21 protein-coding genes are annotated in these 20,373 nt (G+C 56.1%); 17 read left to right on the forward strand and 4 right to left on the reverse strand.

Features of this window, described 5'->3' with window-relative positions; genetic code table 11:
* Positions 1–117 precede the first annotated feature (117 nt).
* From ACFIO0_RS17580 to ACFIO0_RS17595, 4 genes are all read left to right on the forward strand, one after another.
* On the forward strand, positions 118–1,956 hold the full coding sequence (locus tag ACFIO0_RS17580) for an ATP-binding cassette domain-containing protein (RefSeq protein WP_390915363.1): 1,839 nt from the start codon (positions 118–120) through the stop codon (positions 1,954–1,956).
* A gap of 2 nt (positions 1,957–1,958) precedes the next feature.
* A complete protein-coding gene (locus ACFIO0_RS17585) occupies positions 1,959–3,791 on the forward strand; it encodes an ATP-binding cassette domain-containing protein (protein WP_390915364.1) in 1,833 nt (610 codons plus the stop codon).
* Positions 3,788–5,005: a class I SAM-dependent RNA methyltransferase gene (locus ACFIO0_RS17590; RefSeq protein ID WP_390911693.1), complete on the forward strand. Its 1,218-nt coding sequence runs from the start codon at positions 3,788–3,790 to the stop codon at positions 5,003–5,005. The genes ACFIO0_RS17585 and ACFIO0_RS17590 overlap by 4 nt, the downstream gene beginning before the upstream one ends.
* 97 nt (positions 5,006–5,102) lie before the next feature.
* Positions 5,103–5,606 (forward strand): L,D-transpeptidase family protein, encoded by a 504-nt coding sequence (locus tag ACFIO0_RS17595; protein ID WP_390911694.1) that lies wholly within the window; start codon positions 5,103–5,105, stop codon positions 5,604–5,606.
* Between the two features lie 12 nt (positions 5,607–5,618).
* On the opposite strand, the gene ACFIO0_RS17600 is transcribed toward ACFIO0_RS17595, so the two are convergent.
* Positions 5,619–6,257, reverse strand: a complete 639-nt coding sequence (locus ACFIO0_RS17600; RefSeq protein ID WP_390911695.1) for a CAP domain-containing protein — start codon at positions 6,255–6,257, stop codon at positions 5,619–5,621.
* Positions 6,258–6,431: 174 nt separating this feature from the next.
* On the opposite strand from ACFIO0_RS17600, the gene ACFIO0_RS17605 reads away from it, so the two are divergent.
* The 3 genes from ACFIO0_RS17605 (at position 6,432) to ACFIO0_RS17615 (ending at position 7,736) form a co-directional block, all read left to right on the forward strand.
* Positions 6,432–7,022: a L,D-transpeptidase family protein gene (locus ACFIO0_RS17605; protein ID WP_390911696.1), complete on the forward strand. Its 591-nt coding sequence runs from the start codon at positions 6,432–6,434 to the stop codon at positions 7,020–7,022.
* Positions 7,023–7,163: 141 nt separating this feature from the next.
* Positions 7,164–7,343 carry a hypothetical protein gene (locus tag ACFIO0_RS17610; RefSeq protein WP_390911697.1) on the forward strand — a complete coding sequence of 60 codons (180 nt, stop codon included), beginning with the start codon at positions 7,164–7,166 and terminating at the stop codon, positions 7,341–7,343.
* Positions 7,344–7,553: 210 nt separating this feature from the next.
* Positions 7,554–7,736, forward strand: a complete 183-nt coding sequence (locus ACFIO0_RS17615) for a hypothetical protein (protein WP_390911698.1) — start codon at positions 7,554–7,556, stop codon at positions 7,734–7,736.
* A gap of 51 nt (positions 7,737–7,787) precedes the next feature.
* Here the strand turns inward: ACFIO0_RS17615 and hemH are convergent, their stop codons facing one another.
* Positions 7,788–8,849 (reverse strand): ferrochelatase, encoded by a 1,062-nt coding sequence (hemH, locus tag ACFIO0_RS17620; protein WP_390911699.1) that lies wholly within the window; start codon positions 8,847–8,849, stop codon positions 7,788–7,790.
* A gap of 91 nt (positions 8,850–8,940) precedes the next feature.
* Positions 8,941–9,759, reverse strand: coding sequence for an SAM-dependent methyltransferase (locus ACFIO0_RS17625; protein WP_390911700.1), 819 nt, complete (start codon positions 9,757–9,759; stop codon positions 8,941–8,943).
* Positions 9,760–9,774: 15 nt separating this feature from the next.
* Here ACFIO0_RS17625 and ACFIO0_RS17630 point away from each other — a divergent pair, with 15 nt between their 5' ends.
* The 4 genes from ACFIO0_RS17630 to ACFIO0_RS17645 are packed head-to-tail and all read left to right on the forward strand — an operon-like array spanning position 9,775 to position 12,079.
* A complete protein-coding gene (locus ACFIO0_RS17630) occupies positions 9,775–10,506 on the forward strand; it encodes a double zinc ribbon domain-containing protein (protein WP_390911701.1) in 732 nt (243 codons plus the stop codon).
* A gap of 37 nt (positions 10,507–10,543) precedes the next feature.
* On the forward strand, positions 10,544–10,804 hold the full coding sequence (grxC, locus tag ACFIO0_RS17635) for a glutaredoxin 3 (protein WP_390911702.1): 261 nt from the start codon (positions 10,544–10,546) through the stop codon (positions 10,802–10,804).
* Entirely contained in the window at positions 10,801–11,631 is an 831-nt protein-coding gene (locus ACFIO0_RS17640; RefSeq protein WP_390911703.1) for a nitrilase-related carbon-nitrogen hydrolase, read from the forward strand. The genes grxC and ACFIO0_RS17640 overlap by 4 nt, the downstream gene beginning before the upstream one ends.
* 16 nt (positions 11,632–11,647) lie before the next feature.
* A complete protein-coding gene (locus ACFIO0_RS17645) occupies positions 11,648–12,079 on the forward strand; it encodes a MarR family transcriptional regulator (RefSeq protein ID WP_390911704.1) in 432 nt (143 codons plus the stop codon).
* Here ACFIO0_RS17645 and ubiG read toward each other — a convergent pair.
* Positions 12,076–12,822: a bifunctional 2-polyprenyl-6-hydroxyphenol methylase/3-demethylubiquinol 3-O-methyltransferase UbiG gene (gene ubiG / locus ACFIO0_RS17650; protein WP_390911705.1), complete on the reverse strand. Its 747-nt coding sequence runs from the start codon at positions 12,820–12,822 to the stop codon at positions 12,076–12,078. The two genes, ACFIO0_RS17645 and ubiG, sit on opposite strands and share 4 nt — an antisense overlap.
* Before the next feature lie 49 nt (positions 12,823–12,871).
* On the opposite strand from ubiG, the gene pip reads away from it, so the two are divergent.
* The 6 genes from pip (at position 12,872) to infB (ending at position 20,176) form a co-directional block, all read left to right on the forward strand.
* Positions 12,872–13,855: a prolyl aminopeptidase gene (pip, locus tag ACFIO0_RS17655; protein WP_390911706.1), complete on the forward strand. Its 984-nt coding sequence runs from the start codon at positions 12,872–12,874 to the stop codon at positions 13,853–13,855.
* Positions 13,852–14,712, forward strand: coding sequence for an ABC transporter substrate-binding protein (locus ACFIO0_RS17660; RefSeq protein WP_390911707.1), 861 nt, complete (start codon positions 13,852–13,854; stop codon positions 14,710–14,712). Before pip ends, ACFIO0_RS17660 begins: the two co-directional genes overlap by 4 nt.
* Before the next feature lie 139 nt (positions 14,713–14,851).
* The gene (gene rimP / locus ACFIO0_RS17665) at positions 14,852–15,430 is read left to right on the forward strand and encodes a ribosome maturation factor RimP (RefSeq protein ID WP_390911708.1); all 579 of its coding nucleotides are present in this window, start codon (positions 14,852–14,854) and stop codon (positions 15,428–15,430) included.
* Positions 15,430–17,046, forward strand: a complete 1,617-nt coding sequence (nusA, locus tag ACFIO0_RS17670) for a transcription termination factor NusA (protein WP_390911709.1) — start codon at positions 15,430–15,432, stop codon at positions 17,044–17,046. Before rimP ends, nusA begins: the two co-directional genes overlap by 1 nt.
* A gap of 22 nt (positions 17,047–17,068) precedes the next feature.
* A complete protein-coding gene (locus ACFIO0_RS17675; protein ID WP_390911710.1) occupies positions 17,069–17,689 on the forward strand; it encodes an RNA-binding protein in 621 nt (206 codons plus the stop codon).
* A 9-nt stretch (positions 17,690–17,698) separates the two neighbouring features.
* Positions 17,699–20,176: a translation initiation factor IF-2 gene (infB, locus tag ACFIO0_RS17680; protein ID WP_390911711.1), complete on the forward strand. Its 2,478-nt coding sequence runs from the start codon at positions 17,699–17,701 to the stop codon at positions 20,174–20,176.
* Positions 20,177–20,373 lie beyond the last annotated feature (197 nt).

Raw genomic sequence — 20,373 nt, forward strand, 5'->3', positions numbered from 1 at the left:
TACGACATGTATCGTGGGATTTGGCTAAGCCGGCACTAATCGGTCCAACCTAATTGGATGGCTCGATTTATTCGACGCAATCCGCATGTCTACCTTACAATTGCAGGTCCTTCCGTGATGTTCAAATTCCTTGAAAACCTTGTCGACCCTTACGTCGACTATCCCGAAAATGATGTTCCGCCGACGAAACTTTGGCCGTTTCTGCGCGACTATTCCAAGCCGTTTAAAATGGTGTTTTGGCTTACCGCATTGATGTCTATCATCGTGGCTGGCGTTGAAATTGGTCTGATTTTTTACATGGGCCGTGTCGTTGATTTGCTGGGCGGCGAACCGGCGCAAGTGTGGGCGGATCACGGCTATGAATTCATTGCGATTGCGCTGTTTATCCTGATCTTGCGGCCAATGTTGCAAGTGCTGGATGTGGCGCTTTTGAACAATGCGATCTTGCCGAATTTTGGGACGCTTATTCGCTGGCGTGCGCACAAACATGTTTTGCGTCAATCGGTTGGCTGGTTTGAAAACGATTTTGCCGGTCGCATTGCGAACCGGATTATGCAGACGCCTCCTGCGGCTGGTGAGGTCATTTTTCAGGTGTTCGACGCGATCTCGTTTTCGCTGGCGTATCTGATTGGTGCCGCGATTTTGCTGTCCACGTCGGATGTGCGTTTATTGCTGCCATTGCTTGGCTGGTTTGTGTTGTACGGCTTTTTGATCCGCTGGACGGTTAAACGCGTTGGCCCAGCTTCCCAAGCCGCATCTGATGCGCGATCCACAGTGACGGGCCGTGTCGTTGATGCCTATTCCAACATCCATTCGGTTAAGATGTTCGCCCACCACGCCCGCGAACTGGACTATGCAAAAGACGCCATCGAAAAGACCCGCCAAACATTCCAGCGTGAAATGCGCATTTTCACGATCATGGACGTGATGTTGGTGACGTTGAATGGCCTGTTGATTGTTGGCGTTGTTGGCTGGGCTATCGCGCTTTGGATGCAGGGCGAAATGTCGGTTGGTATTGTTGCTGCGGCGACGGCGCTGACCCTGCGATTGAACGCGATGACGGGTTGGATCATGTGGGCGCTGACCAGCTTTTTCCGCCAGCTAGGTGTGGTCGCTGAAGGCATGGAAACCATCGCGCAGCCCATCACGTTGATCGATACTCAGAATGCCAAAAGGCTGGAAATGGCTGATGGCCGGATCGAGCTGAAGGCACTGACCCACCACTATGGCCGTCAGTCCGGTGGCTTGGATGCTGTCGATTTGATGATCGAACCGGGCCAAAAGATTGGTTTGATCGGGCGTTCGGGTGCGGGCAAATCGACTTTGGTCAAACTGCTGTTGCGGTTTTACGATCCTGAGGCCGGCAAGATTTTGATCGACGGCCAAAGCATCACGGACGTGACCCAAGACAGTCTGCGTTTGAACATCGGTATGGTGCAACAAGACAGTTCGCTGCTGCATCGTTCCGTGCGTGACAATTTGCTGTACGGCCGCCCGGATGCGACCGAGGATCAGATGATCGCCGCTGCAAAACAGGCCGAGGCGCACGATTTCATTCTGGATCTGCAAGATCCCGAAGGGCGCAAAGGCTATGATGCCCAAGTCGGCGAGCGCGGTGTGAAACTGTCTGGTGGGCAACGTCAGCGTGTGACTTTGGCCCGTGTGATCCTGAAAAACGCGCCGATCTTGCTGCTGGACGAGGCAACAAGCGCGCTGGATTCCGAAGTCGAGGCCGCGATCCAAGACACGCTGTACGGTATGATGGAGGGCAAAACCGTGATCGCGATTGCCCACCGTTTGTCGACAATTGCCAAGATGGATCGCATCCTTGTTCTGGATCAAGGCAAGATTGTCGAAGACGGCACCCATGACGCGCTTTTGGCCAGCGGTGGGCTATATGCAGACTTCTGGGCGCGCCAGTCGGGCGGGTTCTTGAAAACGGAAGACGTGACATGAACCTGAACATTGGCAATTGGATCAACAGCTTTCGCCCAGCAAACGGGCCGCCGCCGCAAACATTGGGCGCGTTCATGCGCTGGTGTTTGTCCGGTGCGTGGCCCGCGATGTGGTTGGCGGCCGGATTTTCTGCTCTTGCCGGCGCGATGGAGGCGGGCACAGCCCTGATCCTTGGCCGCGTGATTGATGCAACTGTTACGCTGGGGCCAGAGGGATTTTTCTCTGTCACCAATGTCGGTTTGATCGCCGCGTCGCTAGGGTTTTTCCTGATCGCGCGTCCGGTGTTGTTTGGGCTGTCTGCGGCGACCAATTCGATCATCGTGCAGCCCAACGTGAACCCGTTGGTTTTGTCGCGCTTGCACCGCTGGACGCTTGGCCAAACTGTCACGTTCTTTGACGATGATTTCGCGGGCCGCATCGCGCAAAAGCAAATGCAATGCGCGCGGGCAGTGACCGATGTCGCGTCCGAGGTGATCAACGTGGTTGCCTTTGCGCTGGCCTCGTTGGTGGGGTCGGTGCTGCTGCTGGTGGCGATTGATTGGCGTGTGGCGATCGGGTTTTTCGTCTGGCTGGTGCTGTATTTTGCGCTGATCAACTGGTACCTGCCGCGCGTGCGGATCCGGTCGGCAGAACGGGCGGGCAAGCGCGCGATGGTGTCTGGCCAAGTCGTCGATACGATCACCAACATAAAAACGGTCAAGCTGTTCGCCCACGCCGATCACGAAGACCGCGCAGCGCTGGGCGCGATGCAATCGTTCCGCGAAAGCTCGTTGAAATTCGGCTACTTGTCCGCGGCTTTCCGATTTGCGCTGATGTCCTTGGCGGGCCTGTTGCCGGTGCTGCTGTTGGGCGGGACCATCATTTTGTGGCAAGCGGACCAAGCAACGTCAGGTGACATTGTCGCCGCTGGTGCCATCGCCATTCGGATCGCGCAGATGACGGGTTGGGTCAGCTTTACGCTGATGGCGATCTATTCCAACATCGGCGAAATCGAAGACGGCATGCGCACCCTGACCCCACGCACGCGAGTGGAAAACGCCAGCGATGCAACTGATCTACAAGTGCCACAGGGCGAGATCGCGCTAAAGGGACTTGGTTTTGCCTACGGTCGCGACAAAGGCGGGATTTCGCGGATTGACCTGACGATTGGCGCTGGCGAAAAGCTGGGCATCGTCGGGGCCTCTGGTGCCGGTAAATCGACGCTCGTTTCACTGTTGCTGCGGCTGTACGACCCCGAAGAAGGCGCGATTGAAATCGACGGTGTTGATACGCGCCAGGTGACCCAAGAAAGCCTGCGTCGCAGCATCGGAATGGTCACGCAGGAAACCGCGATGTTCAACCGCTCTGCGATGGACAACATTCGCTACGGCAAGCCCGACGCGACCGAGGACGAGGTGATTGCGGCGGCGACAAAGGCCGAGGCGCATACCTTTATCAAGGATCTACAAGACCACAAAGGGCGCACTGGTTACGACGCACATTTGGGCGAGCGCGGTGTGAAATTGTCAGGTGGTCAACGCCAGCGAATTGCCCTTGCGCGTGCCATCATCAAAGACGCGCCGATCCTTGTGTTGGACGAGGCGACCAGCGCGCTGGATTCCGAAGTCGAGGCGTCGATCCAGGATGCGTTGTCGCGCGTGATGCAGGGCAAAACCGTTTTGGCCATCGCGCACCGCCTGTCGACGCTGACCGAAATGGACCGGATTATCGTCATGGACCAAGGCCGCATTGCCGAAGTTGGATCGCATGATGCACTTCTGGCGCAGAAAGGGTTATACGCCCGCTATTGGGATCGCCAATCCGGCGGATTTATCACCACACAGGCAGCAGAATGACTGAATACACAATCTTACGCGTCGGCCATCAGGGCGACGGCATTGCACACGGGCCGATCTTTGCGCCAATGACGCTGCCCGGTGAAACGGTGACCGGAACGCTGACAGGCGACACGCTGAGCGACGTGAAAATCGTCACGCCGTCCGATGATCGGGTGTCAGCCGTGTGTCGTCATTTCAAATCCTGTGGTGGCTGCCAGTTGCAGCACGCGAGCGAAGATTTTGTGGGCACGTGGAAAGGCGACGTGATCCGTCGTGCCTTGGCCGCCCATGATCTTGCGCCTGAAATTCGCCCGACGCTGACGTCGCCTGCGCAGTCACGCCAACGCGCAACAGTTGCGGCGCGGCGTACGAAAAAAGGCGCGATGGTCGGCTTTCACGGGCGCGCTTCAGGCACCGTGATCGAAGTGCCCGATTGCCAACTGATTGATCCGCGGATCAAAGCGGGTTTTGCAGCGGCCCATGATTTGGCCGTTGTCGGATCGTCGCGCAAAGGCGTGTTGGCGGTGACGTTGACGTTGTCGTCGGACGGGCTGGATGTGTCCGTTCACGGCGGCAAACCTATCGACGGGCAGCTGCGGATTGAACTGGCGTCGTTGTGCGATCGCACCGGTTTGGTGCGTCTTGCGTGGGACGGCGAAACCATTGCGATGCGCACGCCGCCGCGCCACGACTTTGGCGATGCTCAGGTTGTTGTGCCGCCCGGTGCGTTTTTGCAAGCGACGGCACACGGGGCAGCCACGCTGCAAACTTTGGTGATCGAGGCCGTGGGCGAGGCCAAGCGCGTCGCAGATTTGTTTGCAGGCAGCGGGACGTTTTCGTTCCCACTGGCCAAGAAATCCGAAGTCCACGCGGTTGAGGGCGACAAGGCGATGGTCGAGGGTTTGGATCACGGCTGGCGGATGTCGAAGGGGTTAAAACCTGTGACCTCAGAGGCGCGTGATTTATTCCGACGCCCGTTGCTGCCGGACGAGCTAAACCGCTTTGATGCTGTTGTTCTGGATCCGCCACGCGCGGGTGCTGCGGATCAAATCGCCGAACTTGCCTCCGCGACAGTTCCGCGCATTGCGTATGTGTCTTGTAACCCCGTGACGTTCGCGCGTGATGCGTTTCAGTTGACCCAAGCAGGCTACGTTCTGGATTGGGTGCAGCCTGTGGATCAGTTCCGCTGGTCATCGCACATCGAATTGGCAGCCGCGTTCCGGCGGGCGTAATCTCACAGATGGGTGACTTTGCGGCATTTTCCCTATGCGATTGATGCCGTAGGGTGATACGACGCAACGACAGTAAAAATTGATCAGAGCAGATTTTATGAAGCGCAGAACCTTTGTTTTAACCAGTGCAATGGCATCCCTTTTGGCGGCCTGTGGCGGCAACAAAAGCCGTTTTCAAACCTACAACGGACCTGAGGTGACGTATGTTATCGTCAACAAAGGCGCGCGTAAAATGTACCTGCTGAACGAAAGCAAAGTGATCAAGGAATACGACTTTGTTCTTGGGTTCGCGCCGATTGGCGACAAGTTCTTTGAGGGCGACGGCAAGACGCCAGAAGGTACGTATTACATCGATCGTCGAAATCCGAACAGCCGGTTCCACCTGTCGCTGGGTATCTCGTATCCAAACGCGCAGGATCGGGCCGAGGCCAAGGCGCTGGGCAAACCACCCGGTGGCGACATCTTTATTCACGGTCAAGAAAACCCGTTGAAAAAGAACAAAGGCGATTGGACGTGGGGCTGTATTTCGATTTCAAACAAAGAGATGGAGCGCGTTTACGCGATGGTCCAGACCGGTACGCCAATCCAGATCAACGCCTAAGCGGAACCGCCTTTATCCAGTGGTTCCAACGATAGGCGTGCCTGTTTCATCGATGGCAGTGATTGGTTCTTCTTCTGAAATCTTGGCGGGAACCAAACGGCTTGCGGATGGGTTTGCCAATGGAATCAACGGTGAATTTGACGGGTTGCCCATAATCATTGTCCACCAGATTTTACCGTTGGATTCCTGAAACCATGCGAAACCCATGTCTTGAGCCTCTGCCGACATGATCGTGCGGCGCGTGTCTGTTTGTTCGATCCAGGCCGCCAATGTTTCCAACTCTGTCTCGTAAGATTCAGAGATGTTTTCACCAACCAGCTGCCCTGTGTAGCCAACGCGCTGGACGCGGTCGATAGGGGAAGAGCCGTCCGAACCAAAGTGCCATGGGCGGTTTTGAGCCGACATGTCGCGTGAATGTGTGGCTGCGGCTGCGTTCAAGGCGGGGTTCAATGCGACTGGTGCCACGCCTTGGGCGCTGCGCAGTGCATTCACGGAATCAAGCATCCGAAACTGAAGCTTGCCGGTGTCGCGCTGGCCAATTTTGTAAACCTTGCCAACGGCTTTGCCATTTGCCCCGATGGGCGGCGCTGCTGGCGTACAAGCAGAAAGCGCGATCAATCCGGCCATCAATACTGCAATCATTCTGACCATTTTCTGTGCTCCACTCGAAAATACTGTTACATATCGCCTTAACGTCAGTTGCGTTGTATTTCAAACGCACATCGGCGTGAGGCCGCGAAATGACGCTTGTTTGATTTGCGACTGCGACTTTCACGCAATAAAGTACGCGCAATGGCAGTATTTCTAAGAGACGGAGACGTAACAATGTCCAAGAAACTATTCGAAACACCGACGCGCCGCGCCTTTTTGGCCGGATCTGCTGCGGTTCTCGGCACCCCGGCGCTAGCACAAACGCAAGCTGGACAGGCTGAGCGCGACCCATCATTGTCTGTACGCCGCAACATTTCCAGCTTTCGAACGCTGGATTGGCGCCCGTATTTCTCTGACTTGAAGAAAGGCGCGGTTCTGGTCGATCTGGACAGCCGCGCGGTGCATTACTGGAGCGAAGACGAAACAATCTACAAATTGTACCCGTCCAGCATTCCGTTGACCGAAGATTTGACGCGCCGTGGCCGTACCAGTGTGACCCAAAAGGTAGACGGACCCAGCTGGCGTCCGACGCCCTCCATGCTAAAGCGGAACCCGGAATGGCCAAAATTCATCGGACCGGGCCCAGAGAACCCATTGGGAACGCATGCTCTTTACCTGAGCTGGACGTATTACCGAATCCACGGAACGCATGACACACGCAAAATCGGGCGCAAATCGTCAAATGGTTGCATCGGTCTGTACAACGAACACATCGCTGAGCTGTTTGGTATGGCCAAAGTAGGCACTCAAGTGTTGCTAATTTGACGACAACTTGACGTTTTGCGTGTTTGTTGGACGAAACTGGGTTTGCAATCTTGGCGAATTGCTGGTTAGAACAAGTACACGAGGTAAGTCTTGGGTGTGCACCAGCGCAATTGCTGGATGTGCCTTTTCTGGAGAAAAAACATGAAAAAACTAGTACTCGCTGCCGCTTTGACAGCCGCCGCAACAACAGCATTCGCCGGCACACCAGCCGATCCAATCATCGAAGCGCCAGTGATCATCGAAGAAGCGGGCTCGTCCTCTTCCGGTATCCTGTTGCCATTGGTGCTTTTGGCTCTGGTTGCTGCAGCCGTAGCTGACTAAGCTTAGGCTTAGACAAAAATTTAAAGAGGCGGTGCAGAGATGCGCCGCCTTTTTTCGTTTGTGGACACCACCAAAATGCTCGCACCGCGTTGTAGTGTTTTGAAAGCTTTCGTTATTTGTGCTCGTCAGGCCTTGGCCATCTAATGACCTCACACAAAATATCAAGCACGCACCGGCGCTGTTGTCGGATCGCGGCTCTTGGAGGTTAATATGAAAAAAGTCGTTCTAGCTGCTGCACTGTCCGCCCTGGCGTCCACCGCGTTTGCAGGCAACCCGTCTGATCCAATTATCGAGCCACCGTTGATTGTCGAAGACACGACAGGCACGTCGTCTTCTGGTATCTTGTTGCCATTGGTGCTGCTGGCATTGGTTGCCGCAGCCGTTGCTGACTAAACCGCGATCAAACTAACGACCAAACGGGCGGCACAACAGTGCGTCGCCTGTTTATTCCAGCCAGCCTGCCAGGTTCCGTTCGATCACGCCGCTGAGTGCTGCGATGTGTGAATCGTCGTCATTTAGGCAGGGGATGTACGTGAACGCTTCGCCGCCGGCGTGTTCAAAGCTTTCTTTGATCTCTTCATTGATCTCTTCCAGTGTTTCGATGCAATCCGCAGAAAACGCAGGTGCGCAGACCGCGATGTTCTTTTTGCCAGCTTCAGCCAAACGCGCGACTTCTTCGACGGTGTAGGGTTGCAGCCATTCTTCGGGTCCGAATTTGGATTGGAAGGTGGTTTTAATCTCGGTGTCGTCCCAGCCCAGACGTTCCTTTAGCAGGCGCGTCGTTTTCTGGCATTGGCAATGATAGGGGTCGCCCTCCATCAGGTACCGGATCGGCACGCCGTGGTAGGAACACACCAGAATGTCCGGTTTCTTTTCCAAGTCCGCGTAGGCACGCTCAATCGATTGCGCGAGGGAATCGATGTAGGCCGGATCGTCGAAATAGGGCTGCACAGTGCGCGCAACCGGTTGCCATTTTTCCTCGATCAACGCGCGAAAGAATTCGTCGTTGGCGGTGGCTGACGTGGCCCCTGCGTAGTGCGGGTACAGCGGAAAGAACAAGATCTTCTGGCAGCCTGCTTCGGTCAATGCCCGCACCTTGGATTTGGTTGACGGGTTGCCGTAGCGCATGCAGTAGTCAACGATCACGTCATCGCCGTAGCGGTCCTGCATCGCGGTTTTGATCTTGGCGGTTTGCGCTTTGGTGATCGTCAACAACGGGCTTTCGTTGTCTTTTTCGTTCCAGATTGACTGGTACGCGGCCCCGGATGAAAACGGGCGTTTCGTCAAAATGATCAGCTGCAAAAGCGGCTGCCACAGCCACGGGCTGTAATCGATGACGCGGCGATCAGACAGGAATTCGTTCAGGTAGCGGCGCATCGACCAGTAGTCGTAATTGTCGGGCGTCCCGAGGTTGCTCAGCAAAATTCCGACCTTGGGTGCTTTGACCTTTGGGTGATCCGGCTCTGCGTGGGCAGGGCAGGCGGCGTTCTGAGAAGCGTCCAACATGAATATCGTTCCAATTTAGTGTGCCAAAGCGGCGGCGTTGTGTTGCAGATAAACGCTTTTGGGCGCAGGTCAATCTGAGGGCCGTCTGATTTCAGTCTGACAACGGGTTTTCCTGAGTGCCCAGCGCATCCGCAAGCCGTTGCGCCGCGGACCCCGGGCGCAGAGGTTTTGGCTGACTGTCATCGGGGGCCCAACCTGCAAGAAACAATAGATCAAAGGTCGCAGTAATGCCGCCATCTTTGGCTGGAAATGTTTCACAATATAGTGTGTTGGCGCGTTCAAACACGGCGCGCGGGGTCGCTTTGCGCTGCCGAGACATGAGCGCATTTGTCTCACCCATAGCCCGCAGATCGTGCATCAGATGCCAGATATCGCGGTAGGTCACGTTCAGGTTGGCGACATCAGCGACGGGCAATGCAAGACCGGCGCGTTGCAGCAGCCCGCCCATGTCGCGCAGTTCCGCCATCGGGGCGATGCGCGGTGACAGGCCACCCATGATTTCGATTTCGGCCTGCCCAAGACAGGCGCGTAGTTCATGCAAGGTTTGCCCACCGAAACACACCGCCAGAAACAGCCCGTCATTTTGCAACGCGCGTTTGCATTGGATGATCTGCCCGACCGGATCGTTTGCCCAATGCAGTGACATGGCGTGGATCACCAGATCGTGGGCGTTTTGGTCAAGCTCAAGCAGATCGGTGTCGGCAACGCTGACCGCATTTGGTATCTGATTGCCCCAAAAGTTTGAGTAACCATTAACGACGGCAGGCGCTGTAAACGTCCTGTTAACACTTTGTAGGCGATCTTGCAGCTCATCCATCGCGGCGACGTGTAAAAACAGGTCGTCCTTGTTGGCGCGGGCACGGTTGGCGGTCAAAGCAGACGAATCAGTAAGAGGCTGAGGTGTGGACATGAGGGCACAAATAGAATGGCCGTAAGCACATTACAAACCGCACTGCGCCTGGTCTATCCGCCGCGCTGTCTGACGTGCTCGACCACGGTCGACAGTGACTTTGGTTTGTGCGGCCCGTGTTGGCGCGATACGCAGTTCATCGGGTCGACGATTTGTGACGCGTGTGGCGTGCCGTTGCTTGGCGATGATCCCGGTGTTTTGGCGCATTGCGATGAATGCATGACAACCACGCGGCCATGGGCGCACGGTCGGGCTGCGGTTCTGTACAAAGACAACGGTCGCAAGCTGGTGTTGGGTCTAAAACACGGGGACCGCCACGAAGTTGTGCGCCCCGCAGCGCTTTGGATGGCCGCGGCTGTCAAAGACATTTTGCAACCTCATATGCTGATCGCGCCGGTACCGCTGCATTGGTCGCGATTGTTGAAACGGCGATACAATCAGTCGACGTTGCTGGCGCAGGCTTTGGCGAAACAGGTTGATCTGGAATGTTGCCCTGACTTGTTGATCCGGTCAGAACGAACAGCGTCCTTGGATGGGCTGAGCCGTGATGCGCGGTTCGATATGCTGCAAAACGCAATCCGACCTCACCCCAAGCGTAAACACAAAATGGCGGGGCGCCCTGTTTTGCTGGTGGATGACGTCATGACATCAGGTGCCACTTTGGCCGCAGCAACCCAAGCATGCACGGCGGCAGGCGCAAATCACGTTTGCGTCGTCACACTGGCGCGCGTCGCAAAAGATACCTAAGTTCCCGTTAACGATTACTTCACGAAGGAAATGACCCATGAATAAGGTCGAAATTTACACCTCGCCATTGTGCGGATACTGCCATGCGGCAAAACGCTTGCTGAAGCAAAAGAGCATCGATTTTGATGAAACCGACGTTTTGGCCCAGCCGAACATGAAGGCTGAAATGATCCAGCGCGCACAAGGTGGGCGCACCGTGCCACAGATTTTCATCGGCGGTGAACACATTGGCGGCTGTGATGAGCTGCACGCGCTGGAACGGGCGGGAATGTTGGATAAAATGCTGGAACTTCAGTGAAAGCAGCGCTGCTACAGCTAAATGTCTCGGACGATCCGGCGCAGAACCTGGTTCAAACGCTGGCTTATTTGGACGATGCAGTTGCGACCGGCGCGCAGTTTGTCCTGACCCCAGAGGTCACGAATTGCGTGTCGACCAGCCGGTCGCATCAGCAGGACGTTTTGCAGCACCAAGACCAAGATCAAACGTTAGCGGCCTTGCAAAATGCGGTCAAAGAACACGGAGTTTGGGTGCTGATCGGATCGCTTGCGTTGAAAACTGATGACGCAGACGGGCGATTTGCCAACCGGTCCTTCCTGATTGATCCACAGGGTCAGATCGTCGCGCATTACGACAAGATCCACATGTTTGATGTGCAAATTTCTGACACTGAGACGTTTCAGGAATCTGCCGGTTACCGCGCAGGAACTAAGGCGGTGGTTGCCAAGACCGACTTTGCTACACTCGGAATGGCGGTTTGTTACGACATGCGGTTCCCGTTGTTGTCGAATGCATTGGCCCAAGCGGGCGCGCAAATTCTAACCTATCCGGCTGCGTTTTCGCCCGTCACGGGGGCTGCGCATTGGCATTCTTTGCTGCGTGCGCGGGCCATTGAAACTGGCTGTTACGTGATTGCGCCAGCGCAAACCGGACTGCATGCATCCAGCGGCACAAGTTCGCGCAGCACCTACGGTCATTCGCTTGTTGTGGCCCCATGGGGCGAGGTTATCCTTGACGCAGGCGCGGATGCTGGCGTTTATGCATTTGAAATAGATATGCAAAACGTGGCCGACGCACGTCGCAAAGTTCCGGCTTTGCACAACGCGCAACCCTTTGAGGCCCCGTAAAAAATCGGCGCGCAAAATGAGTAGCGACAAAAATGCCCTGGCAATTTCGCTGTTTGGCGAGATTTTGGCGGCGGATCAAACGGTCCGCAACCGGCTTAGTCGTGTGCTGCCCAAAGGCATGGAAATCTCGCATTTTTCGGTTTTGAACAATCTGGATTGGCACAACGGTGAACGATCACCCGCACAACTGGCCGAGACGTTTAATGTGACGCGCGGGGCCATGACCAACACGCTGAGCAAGCTGGAATGGGCGGGCTACATTCATGTGCGCCCTGATTGGGATGATGCGCGCCGCAAGATGGTGGCGATCAGCCCGTCTGGCAAAGCCGCGCGTGAACAGGCGCTGAGCGCAATCGCCCCGATGATCAACCAAGTGATCGAACAGCTGGGCGAGGACCGCGTCAAAGCAACCCTGCCGATTTTGCGCGAGCTGCGAAAACAGCTTTAGCTGGGTTTCACGCTTGCGGTCACGTAGTTCACGCTGAGATCGCGATCAGACAGTTTCCAGCCCCAAGTGATCGGGTTGAACACAAAGCCTTGGCGATCCACGGGTTCCATCCCCGACTGTTTGTGCAAATCAAACAGCTCGTCTGGCGTGATGAATTTGTTCCACTCGTGCGTGCCTTTGGGCAGCCAACGCATCACGTGTTCGGCCCCGACAATCGCAAACATGAACGATTTGGGATTGCGGTTGATCGTCGAACACACGTGCAGCCCACCGGGTTTCAGCAGCAGTTGGCAGGCCGTCATGTAGGCGAGCGGATCAGCGACGTGTTCGACCACTTCCATGTTCAGGACCACGTCGAATTGTTCACCGGCTGCGGCCATCGCCTCGGCTGTGGTGAACCGGTAATCGATGTCCAATTCGGACTGCAGCGCGTGCGCTTGGGCGACGGGAATGTTGCGTTCGGCGGCATCCACACCCACAACAGTTGCCCCAAGCCGCGCCATGGGTTCTGACAGCAGACCCCCACCGCACCCGATGTCGATAATCCGCAGCCCCGCAAACGGCATCGGCTGGATCATGTCGCGGTCATATTCGCCGGCGATTTGGGAGGTGATGTAATCCAGACGGCAGGGATTCAGCATGTGCAGAGGCTTGAATTTCCCGTTTGGATCCCACCATTCAGCAGCCATTGCTTCGAATTTGGCGATTTCTGATGGATCAACTGTCGTTTGATGCGCTTGCATTCTGATCTCCGTATGGTCTTGTGCCGTTCCATGCTTATATAGGGCCGTAATGGACAAACACACTGATAAAGACTCAGGTCAAAAGCGCGCAGTGCAATATCTGTATCCACCGATTGATCCATTTGATCAGCGGATGATGGATGTGGGCCAAGGCCATCGCATTTATGTCGAGCAATGTGGCAACCCCAAGGGCATACCTGTTGTCGTGCTGCATGGCGGGCCTGGCGGCGGCTGTAGCCCGTCGATGCGCCGCTATTTTGACCCCTCAGTGTACCGTGTCATTTTGTTTGATCAGCGCGGCTGTGGCCGTTCGCGCCCGCATGCGGCTGTGGCCAATAACACGACGTGGCATTTGGTTGATGACATCGAAGCGATTCGCCATGCGCTGGAAATCGACGCGTGGATCGTGTTTGGCGGCAGCTGGGGCGCCACGTTGTCGTTGGTTTACGCCCAAGCGCACCCCGATCGCACCACCCATCTGGTTTTGCGCGGTGTGTTCTTGATGACCCAAGTCGAACTGGATTGGTTCTATGGTGGCGGCGCTGGCAAATTCTGGCCTGAAACATGGGCGCGCTTTGTTGATCTGATCCCAGCGGACGAACGTCACGACATGATTGGTGCCTATCACCGACGGTTGTTTTCCGGCGATATCCCGGTTGAGACGCGTTACGCCAAGGCTTGGTCGTCGTGGGAAAATGCGCTGGCGTCGATCCAGTCTAATGGTCATGGCGGCGAGGCCCCCGGCGATTATGCCCGCGCGTTTGCCCGTCTGGAAAACCACTATTTCACCAACGCGGGTTTCCTGGAATTTGACGGGCAGATTTTGGCGCACATGGACCGGATCGCGCACATCCCCGGCACGATTGTACAGGGCCGCTACGACATGATTTGCCCACCAGAATCCGCGTATTCTATCGCGCAGGTCTGGCCGAATTGTGATTTGAAAATGGTGCGCAACGCCGGTCACGCGCTGTCAGAACCGGGGATCAGCGCTGAATTGGTGCGCACGATGGATCGGATTGCTGCCCAATGACCCGCCTTGATCGCCGTTTGCTATTCACGACAGGTGCCGCTGCGGCTTTGCTGGCGGCCACCGGCGTGTCTGCGCACGCGTCGCCAAAGCGTGGTGGCCGTTTGGTTGCCGCCCTTTCTGGCGCGGATCGCAGCGATACGTGGGCGCAACCACAGGGCATTTTTATGCAAGCAGCGCGGGGTGCCGTTTACGAAACCCTGACGGAAATCGCAGCCGACGGCACGCTGCGTGGTGATATCGCATCGGGTTGGGCGACGCAGGACGGTGGCCTGACGTGGGAGTTCGAGACGCACAGCAACGTGACATTTCACGACGGTCTTGCGCTGGGCATGGATGATGTCGCTGCGGTGTTCGCCCGCCACGCTGATTTGAATGTTCTGACGGCTGAGGCAACTGGCGACCGCACGTTGCAGATCACTTTGACCGCACCAAACCCCAGCTTGCCGTATGTGTTGGCCGCCCCCAAATTCGCGGTCCTTCCCGCTGATCCGGCGCGCCAAGACGCAGGCATTGGAACCGGTCTGTACAGCGTTCAGAAATTCCAAGCGGGGCGGCACTTTATTGGCACCCGCGTGTCGGCGCATCGCAAGGATGGAACCGCGGGCTGGTTTGACACAGTCGAGCTGGTGTCGATCCCGTCCGACACCGTGCGCGCCGAAGCATTGCGTGACACGTTGATCGACGTGGCGGACATCGTCGCACTGGATGCGTATTCCGATCCGCTGGATTTTCAGCTGCTGCCGTCCGACCACGCCCCTCAGCAAGTTGCGCGCAAAACGATTGGCGTTCCGGCGGCTGTTGGCGCAGCTTGGCCTTTGGATGATTTGCGCATGACCCAACGCTGGTGGATGGCCTAACCGATAGGCCTTGCAGACTCAGCATGGTTTGCGTATATGGCTTTTAACAGCGCGGTGTTGGGGTCCAAACCTAACATCCACCGACCTTCACAACGGGCCGCGCGCCCGTTTTTTTGTGCCGTATTGGCAGATGGATATCATGAACAACGACCTGATCGCAAAAGCTGCAATTGACCAACGTCTGGCCCAGATTATCACACCGGTAATCGAGGACTTGGGCTATGAGTTGGTGCGCGTGCGTTTGATGACGGGCAAAAACGCGATTCTGCAAGTTATGGCCGACAAGCCTGAAGGCGGAATTGAGGTTGATGACTGCGCCAAGATTTCAAACGAAGTCGGCGCGGTGTTGGACGTCGAAGATCCGATTGCCGAAGAATACGCGCTAGAAGTATCGAGCCCCGGCATCGACCGTCCGTTGACGCGGATGAAAGATTTTGAGAACTTCGAAGGGTACGAAGCCAAGATCGAAACCACAGAACTGGTCGATGGCCGCCGCCGTTTCAAAGGCGAGCTGGCAGGCATCGAGGGCGACGAGGTTTTGATCAACGTAGCAGAAGGTACGCTTGGTCTGAAATTCGATTGGTTGTCTGACGCCAAACTGGTCCTGACAGATGAATTGATCACTGAAATGCTCCGCCAGCGCAAAGCAGCGGGCACACTGAATGAAGACGCTTTTGACGAGATCCAGACTGAAGAGTCTGATGAGGGAGAAAACTAATGGCTATTACTTCTGCAAACCAGCTTGAGCTGCTGCAAACGGCTGAGGCTGTTGCCCGCGAAAAGATGATCGAACCCGGTTTGGTCATCGAGGCGATGGAAGAATCGCTCGCACGGGCTGCAAAATCCCGCTACGGCGCGGAAATGGACATTCGTGTTGCGATTGATCGCAAGACAGGCCGCGCGACATTCACCCGCGTACGTACAGTGGTTGCCGAAGACGAGCTGGAAAACTACCAAGCCGAATTCACGGTAGAGCAAGCCAAACAATACATGGCTGATCCCGAAGTTGGCCAGCAGTTCAGCGAAGAAGTTCCACCAGTTGAAATGGGCCGTATCGCGGCACAATCCGCCAAACAGGTTATCTTGCAGAAAATCCGCGAAGCTGAGCGTGATCGCCAGTACGAGGAATTCAAAGACCGCGCTGGCACAATCATCAACGGTTTGGTCAAACGCGAAGAATACGGCAATGTCATCGTCGATGTGGGCGCCGGCGAAGCGATCCTGCGTCGCAACGAGAAAATCGGCCGCGAATCATATCGCCCGAACGACCGTATCCGCGTCTACATCAAAGACGTGCGTCGCGAACAACGTGGTCCACAAATCTTTTTGTCCCGCACCGCGCCAGAATTCATGGCCGAGCTGTTCAAAATGGAAGTGCCTGAAATCTACGATGGTATCATCGAGATCAAAGCCGTGGCTCGTGACCCCGGTTCGCGCGCCAAGATTGCCGTGATTTCGTTTGATAACTCGATCGATCCGGTTGGTGCATGTGTCGGTATGCGTGGTTCGCGCGTTCAGGCCGTTGTGAACGAATTGCAGGGCGAAAAGATCGACATCATTCCTTGGAATGACGATCAGCCGACATTCCTTGTGAACGCGTTGCAGCCTGCCGAAGTGTCCAAAGTTGTTTTGGACGAAGAAGCTGGTAAGATCGAAGTGGTTGTTCCAGAAGAACAGCTGTCCTTGGCAATTGGCCGTCGCGGCCAAAACGTGCGCCTTGCGTCCCAGCTGACGGGTCTTGATATCGACATCATGACCGAAGCAGACGAATCTGCACGCCGTCAGGCCGAATTCGAAACCCGCACCAAGCTGTTCATGGACAACTTGGATCTGGACGAATTTTTCGCCCAGTTGCTGGTATCCGAAGGGTTCACGAACCTCGAAGAAGTCGCATACGTCGAAGTCGACGAATTGCTGGTCATCGATGGTGTCGACGAAGGCACCGCTGGCGAATTGCAGGCCCGTGCCCGCGACGTGCTAGAAGCAGCCAACAAAGCGGCGCTGGAATCAGCCCGCGCATTGGGTGTCGAAGACAGCCTGGTTGAATTTGAGGGTCTGACACCCCAAATGCTAGAAGCATTGGCAAAAGACGACGTTAAAACGCTCGAAGATTTCGCAACTTGTGCGGATTGGGAATTGGCCGGTGGTTGGACCACAGAAAACGGCGAACGCATCAAAGACGATGGCTGCCTGGAACCGTTCGAGATTACTTTGGAAGAAGCCCAGACAATGATTATGACCGCCCGCGTAATGCTGGGTTGGGTTGATCCTGCGGAATTGGAAGCTGAAGAAGCTGACGATGATGCCGACACAGAAGAGGAAGCCGAGGCCTGATCGTAGGCCTCGGAAGCTCCTGATGGGTCGCGGTGGCGCCTCCAAAGACCGGGAAGACGGTCCTGACCGCAAGTGCATTGCCACGGGCGAAGTCCAGCCGAAGTACGGCCTGATTCGCTTTGTTGTCGGGCCAGAAGATACTATTTATCCTGATGTCTCAGGAAAGTTACCTGGACGTGGTATATACGTGGCAGCAGATCGGGATGCCTTGGAACTGGCAGTGAGCAAGAAATTGTTCGCGCGTGGTGCCAAGCAGCAGGTCAAGATACCTGATGATCTGGTCGCCGAAGTTGAAAAGCAGCTGGCGCGCCAAGTGGTCAATCTGATCGCCATGTCGCGCAAGGCAGGGTCGGCGGTTGCTGGCTACGAAAAGACCAAAGCTTGGCTTCAATCAGAAGAAGCTCAAGTGCTGTTTCAGGCCTCTGACGGGTCGGGACGCGGCAAATCGAAACTTAGCACGCCGCACTACGGTAGCTATATTGGCTGGCTGACAGCAGACGAATTGGGTTTGGCGTTCGGACGCGAAACTGTGGTACATGGGGCGCTCGCCTCTGGTGGACTCACGAAACGTGTTGTAGAGGAAGCCCAGAGGTTGCGTGGCGTGCGCGCAAAAGAGGATGGCATTGGCCATTCGGAAGGATAGACGAGCTAGATGAGCGATACTGACGGTAAAAAAACATTGGGTCTGCGCGGCGGCGCGCGTCCTGGCAACGTGAAACAAAGTTTCAGCCACGGGCGTACCAAAAACGTTGTCGTCGAGACCAAGCGCAAACGCGTTGTGGTCCCTAAACCAGGTGCGGCTAACAAAGCTGGCGCTGTGGCTCCTTTGGGTGTGGGCGATCCGTCCAGACGCCCTGCCGGCATTACGGATGCCGAAATGGAACGCCGCCTGAAGGCTGTTCAAGCCGCGAAGGCGCGTGAAGTCGAAGAAGCAGCCGCACGCGCCGCTGACGAAAAAGCCCGCGCCGAAGATCGCGAGCGTCGTCGCGCCGAGATCGAAGCCAAAGAGCGCGAAGAAAAAGAACGCGAAGAGAGCCTCAAGGCGAAAGCCGAGGAAGAAGCCGCAGCTGTCAAAGCCGCAGAAGCCGCAGCCCAAGCGGCCGCAGCCCCTGCCGAGCCGACACAAGCGCGTCCAACGCCAAACCGTGGCGGCCCACTGCCTGCCGCGACACCGCGTAAAAACGAGCGCGACCAGCAAGCACGCCCGAACCGTGGACGCGAAGAAGACGCGCGCCGGTCCGGCAAGCTGACGCTGAACCAAGCATTGGCTGGTGGCGCCGGTCGTCAACGCTCAATGGCGCAAATGAAACGCAAGCAAGAGCGTGCGCGTCAAAAAGCGATGGGCGGCACGGTCGAGCGCGAAAAGGTATTGCGCACAGTGAACCTGCCAGAAGCCATCATGGTTTCTGAACTGGCCGCTCGTATGACCGAACGCGTTGGTGACATCGTGAAATCGCTCATGACTATGGGCATGATGGTGACGCAAAACGAAACCATCGATGCCGACACAGCAGAGCTGATCATCGAAGAGTTTGGTCACAAGGTGAACCGCGTTTCTGATGCGGACGTCGAAGACGTGATCAACGAAGTCGAAGACAAAGACGAGGATCTGAAGCCGCGTCCTCCGGTCGTGACCATCATGGGCCACGTTGACCACGGTAAAACGTCGTTGCTGGATGCCATTCGCAAGGCCAAAGTTGTGTCCGGCGAAGCAGGCGGGATCACGCAGCACATCGGTGCCTATCAGGTGACGACGGATGGCGGCCAAGTGCTTTCGTTCCTCGATACGCCGGGCCACGCTGCGTTTACATCCATGCGTTCGCGCGGTGCCCAAGTCACTGACATCGTGATCCTGGTTGTCGCGGCGGATGACGCTGTGATGCCACAAACGATCGAGGCGATTGCCCACGCGAAAGCGGCCAAAGTGCCGATGATCGTAGCGATCAACAAAATCGACAAATACGAAGCCAATCCGACAAAAGTACGCACAGATTTGCTGCAACACGAAGTTGTTGTGGAAAAAATGTCTGGTGACGTGCAGGACGTCGAAGTTTCAGCGCACACAGGCGAAGGTCTGGATGAACTGCTTGAGGCTATCGCGTTGCAGTCTGAATTTCTGGAACTGAAAGCCAACCCAGATCGCGCCGCCCAAGGTGCCGTGATCGAGGCCAAGCTGGACGTGGGTCGCGGCCCTGTTGCCACAGTTTTGATCCAAGCCGGTACGCTGCGTGTTGGTGACATTTTTGTTGTTGGCGAAAAATACGGTAAGGTACGTGCCCTGATCAACGATCAAGGCGCGCGCATCAAAGAAGCCGGTCCGTCGGTCCCTGTTGAGGTTCTTGGCCTGAACGGAACACCGGGCGCGGGCGATGTTTTGAACGTCACCGAAACCGAAGCGCAAGCGCGTGAAATCGCGGAATATCGTCAGAAAGCTGCGAAAGACAAACGCGCAGCAGCTGGTGCAGCAACGACGCTGGAACAGTTGATGGCGAATGCCAAAGCCGACGAAGATGTCAGCGAATTGCCGATCGTGGTAAAAGCGGACGTTCAAGGCTCTGCCGAGGCAATCGTGCAAGCGATGGAAAAAATCGGCAACGACGAAGTCCGGGTTCGTGTCCTGCACTCTGGCGTTGGCGCGATCACAGAAACCGACGTTGGTTTGGCCGAAGCATCTGGCGCACCGATCATGGGCTTTAACGTCCGTGCAAACGCATCAGCGCGCAACACAGCCAACCAAAAAGGCGTCGAAATTCGCTACTACTCGGTCATCTATGACTTGGTGGACGATGTGAAAGCGGCGGCCTCAGGCTTGCTCAGCAACGAAATCCGCGAGAACTTTATCGGTTACGCGACAATCAAAGAAGTCTTTAAGGTTACAGGCGTCGGCAAAGTTGCTGGCTGCATGGTCACCGAAGGCGTGGCGCGTCGTTCTGCAGGTGTACGTTTGCTGCGTGACAACGTGGTCATCCACGAAGGCACGTTGAAAACGCTCAAGCGCTTTAAAGACGAAGTGCCTGAGGTCAAATCGGGCTTTGAGTGCGGTATGGCGTTCGAGAGATATGAAGACATTCGTGCTGACGATGTGATCGAAATCTTTGAGCGCGAAGAAATCACGCGCACATTGGCCTAAGTCACAGGCACATACGAATAAGAAAAGGGGAGGGCATCGCGCCTTCCCCTTTTGCGTTTTGGACTAGATGGGTTTGCCGACGTAAACTTTGCTTCCGTCCCGAACCGCCATCAGGCCGTTGGGTAAAAACCTTTCAAAGACGCCCTGCACTGAAATGCAGCTTCCTAGGATTACTGTGCGCAGCATGGATTCAACTC

It is taken from the genome of Pseudosulfitobacter sp. SM2401 (assembly GCF_042932805.1).
Taxonomy (GTDB): domain Bacteria; phylum Pseudomonadota; class Alphaproteobacteria; order Rhodobacterales; family Rhodobacteraceae; genus Ascidiaceihabitans.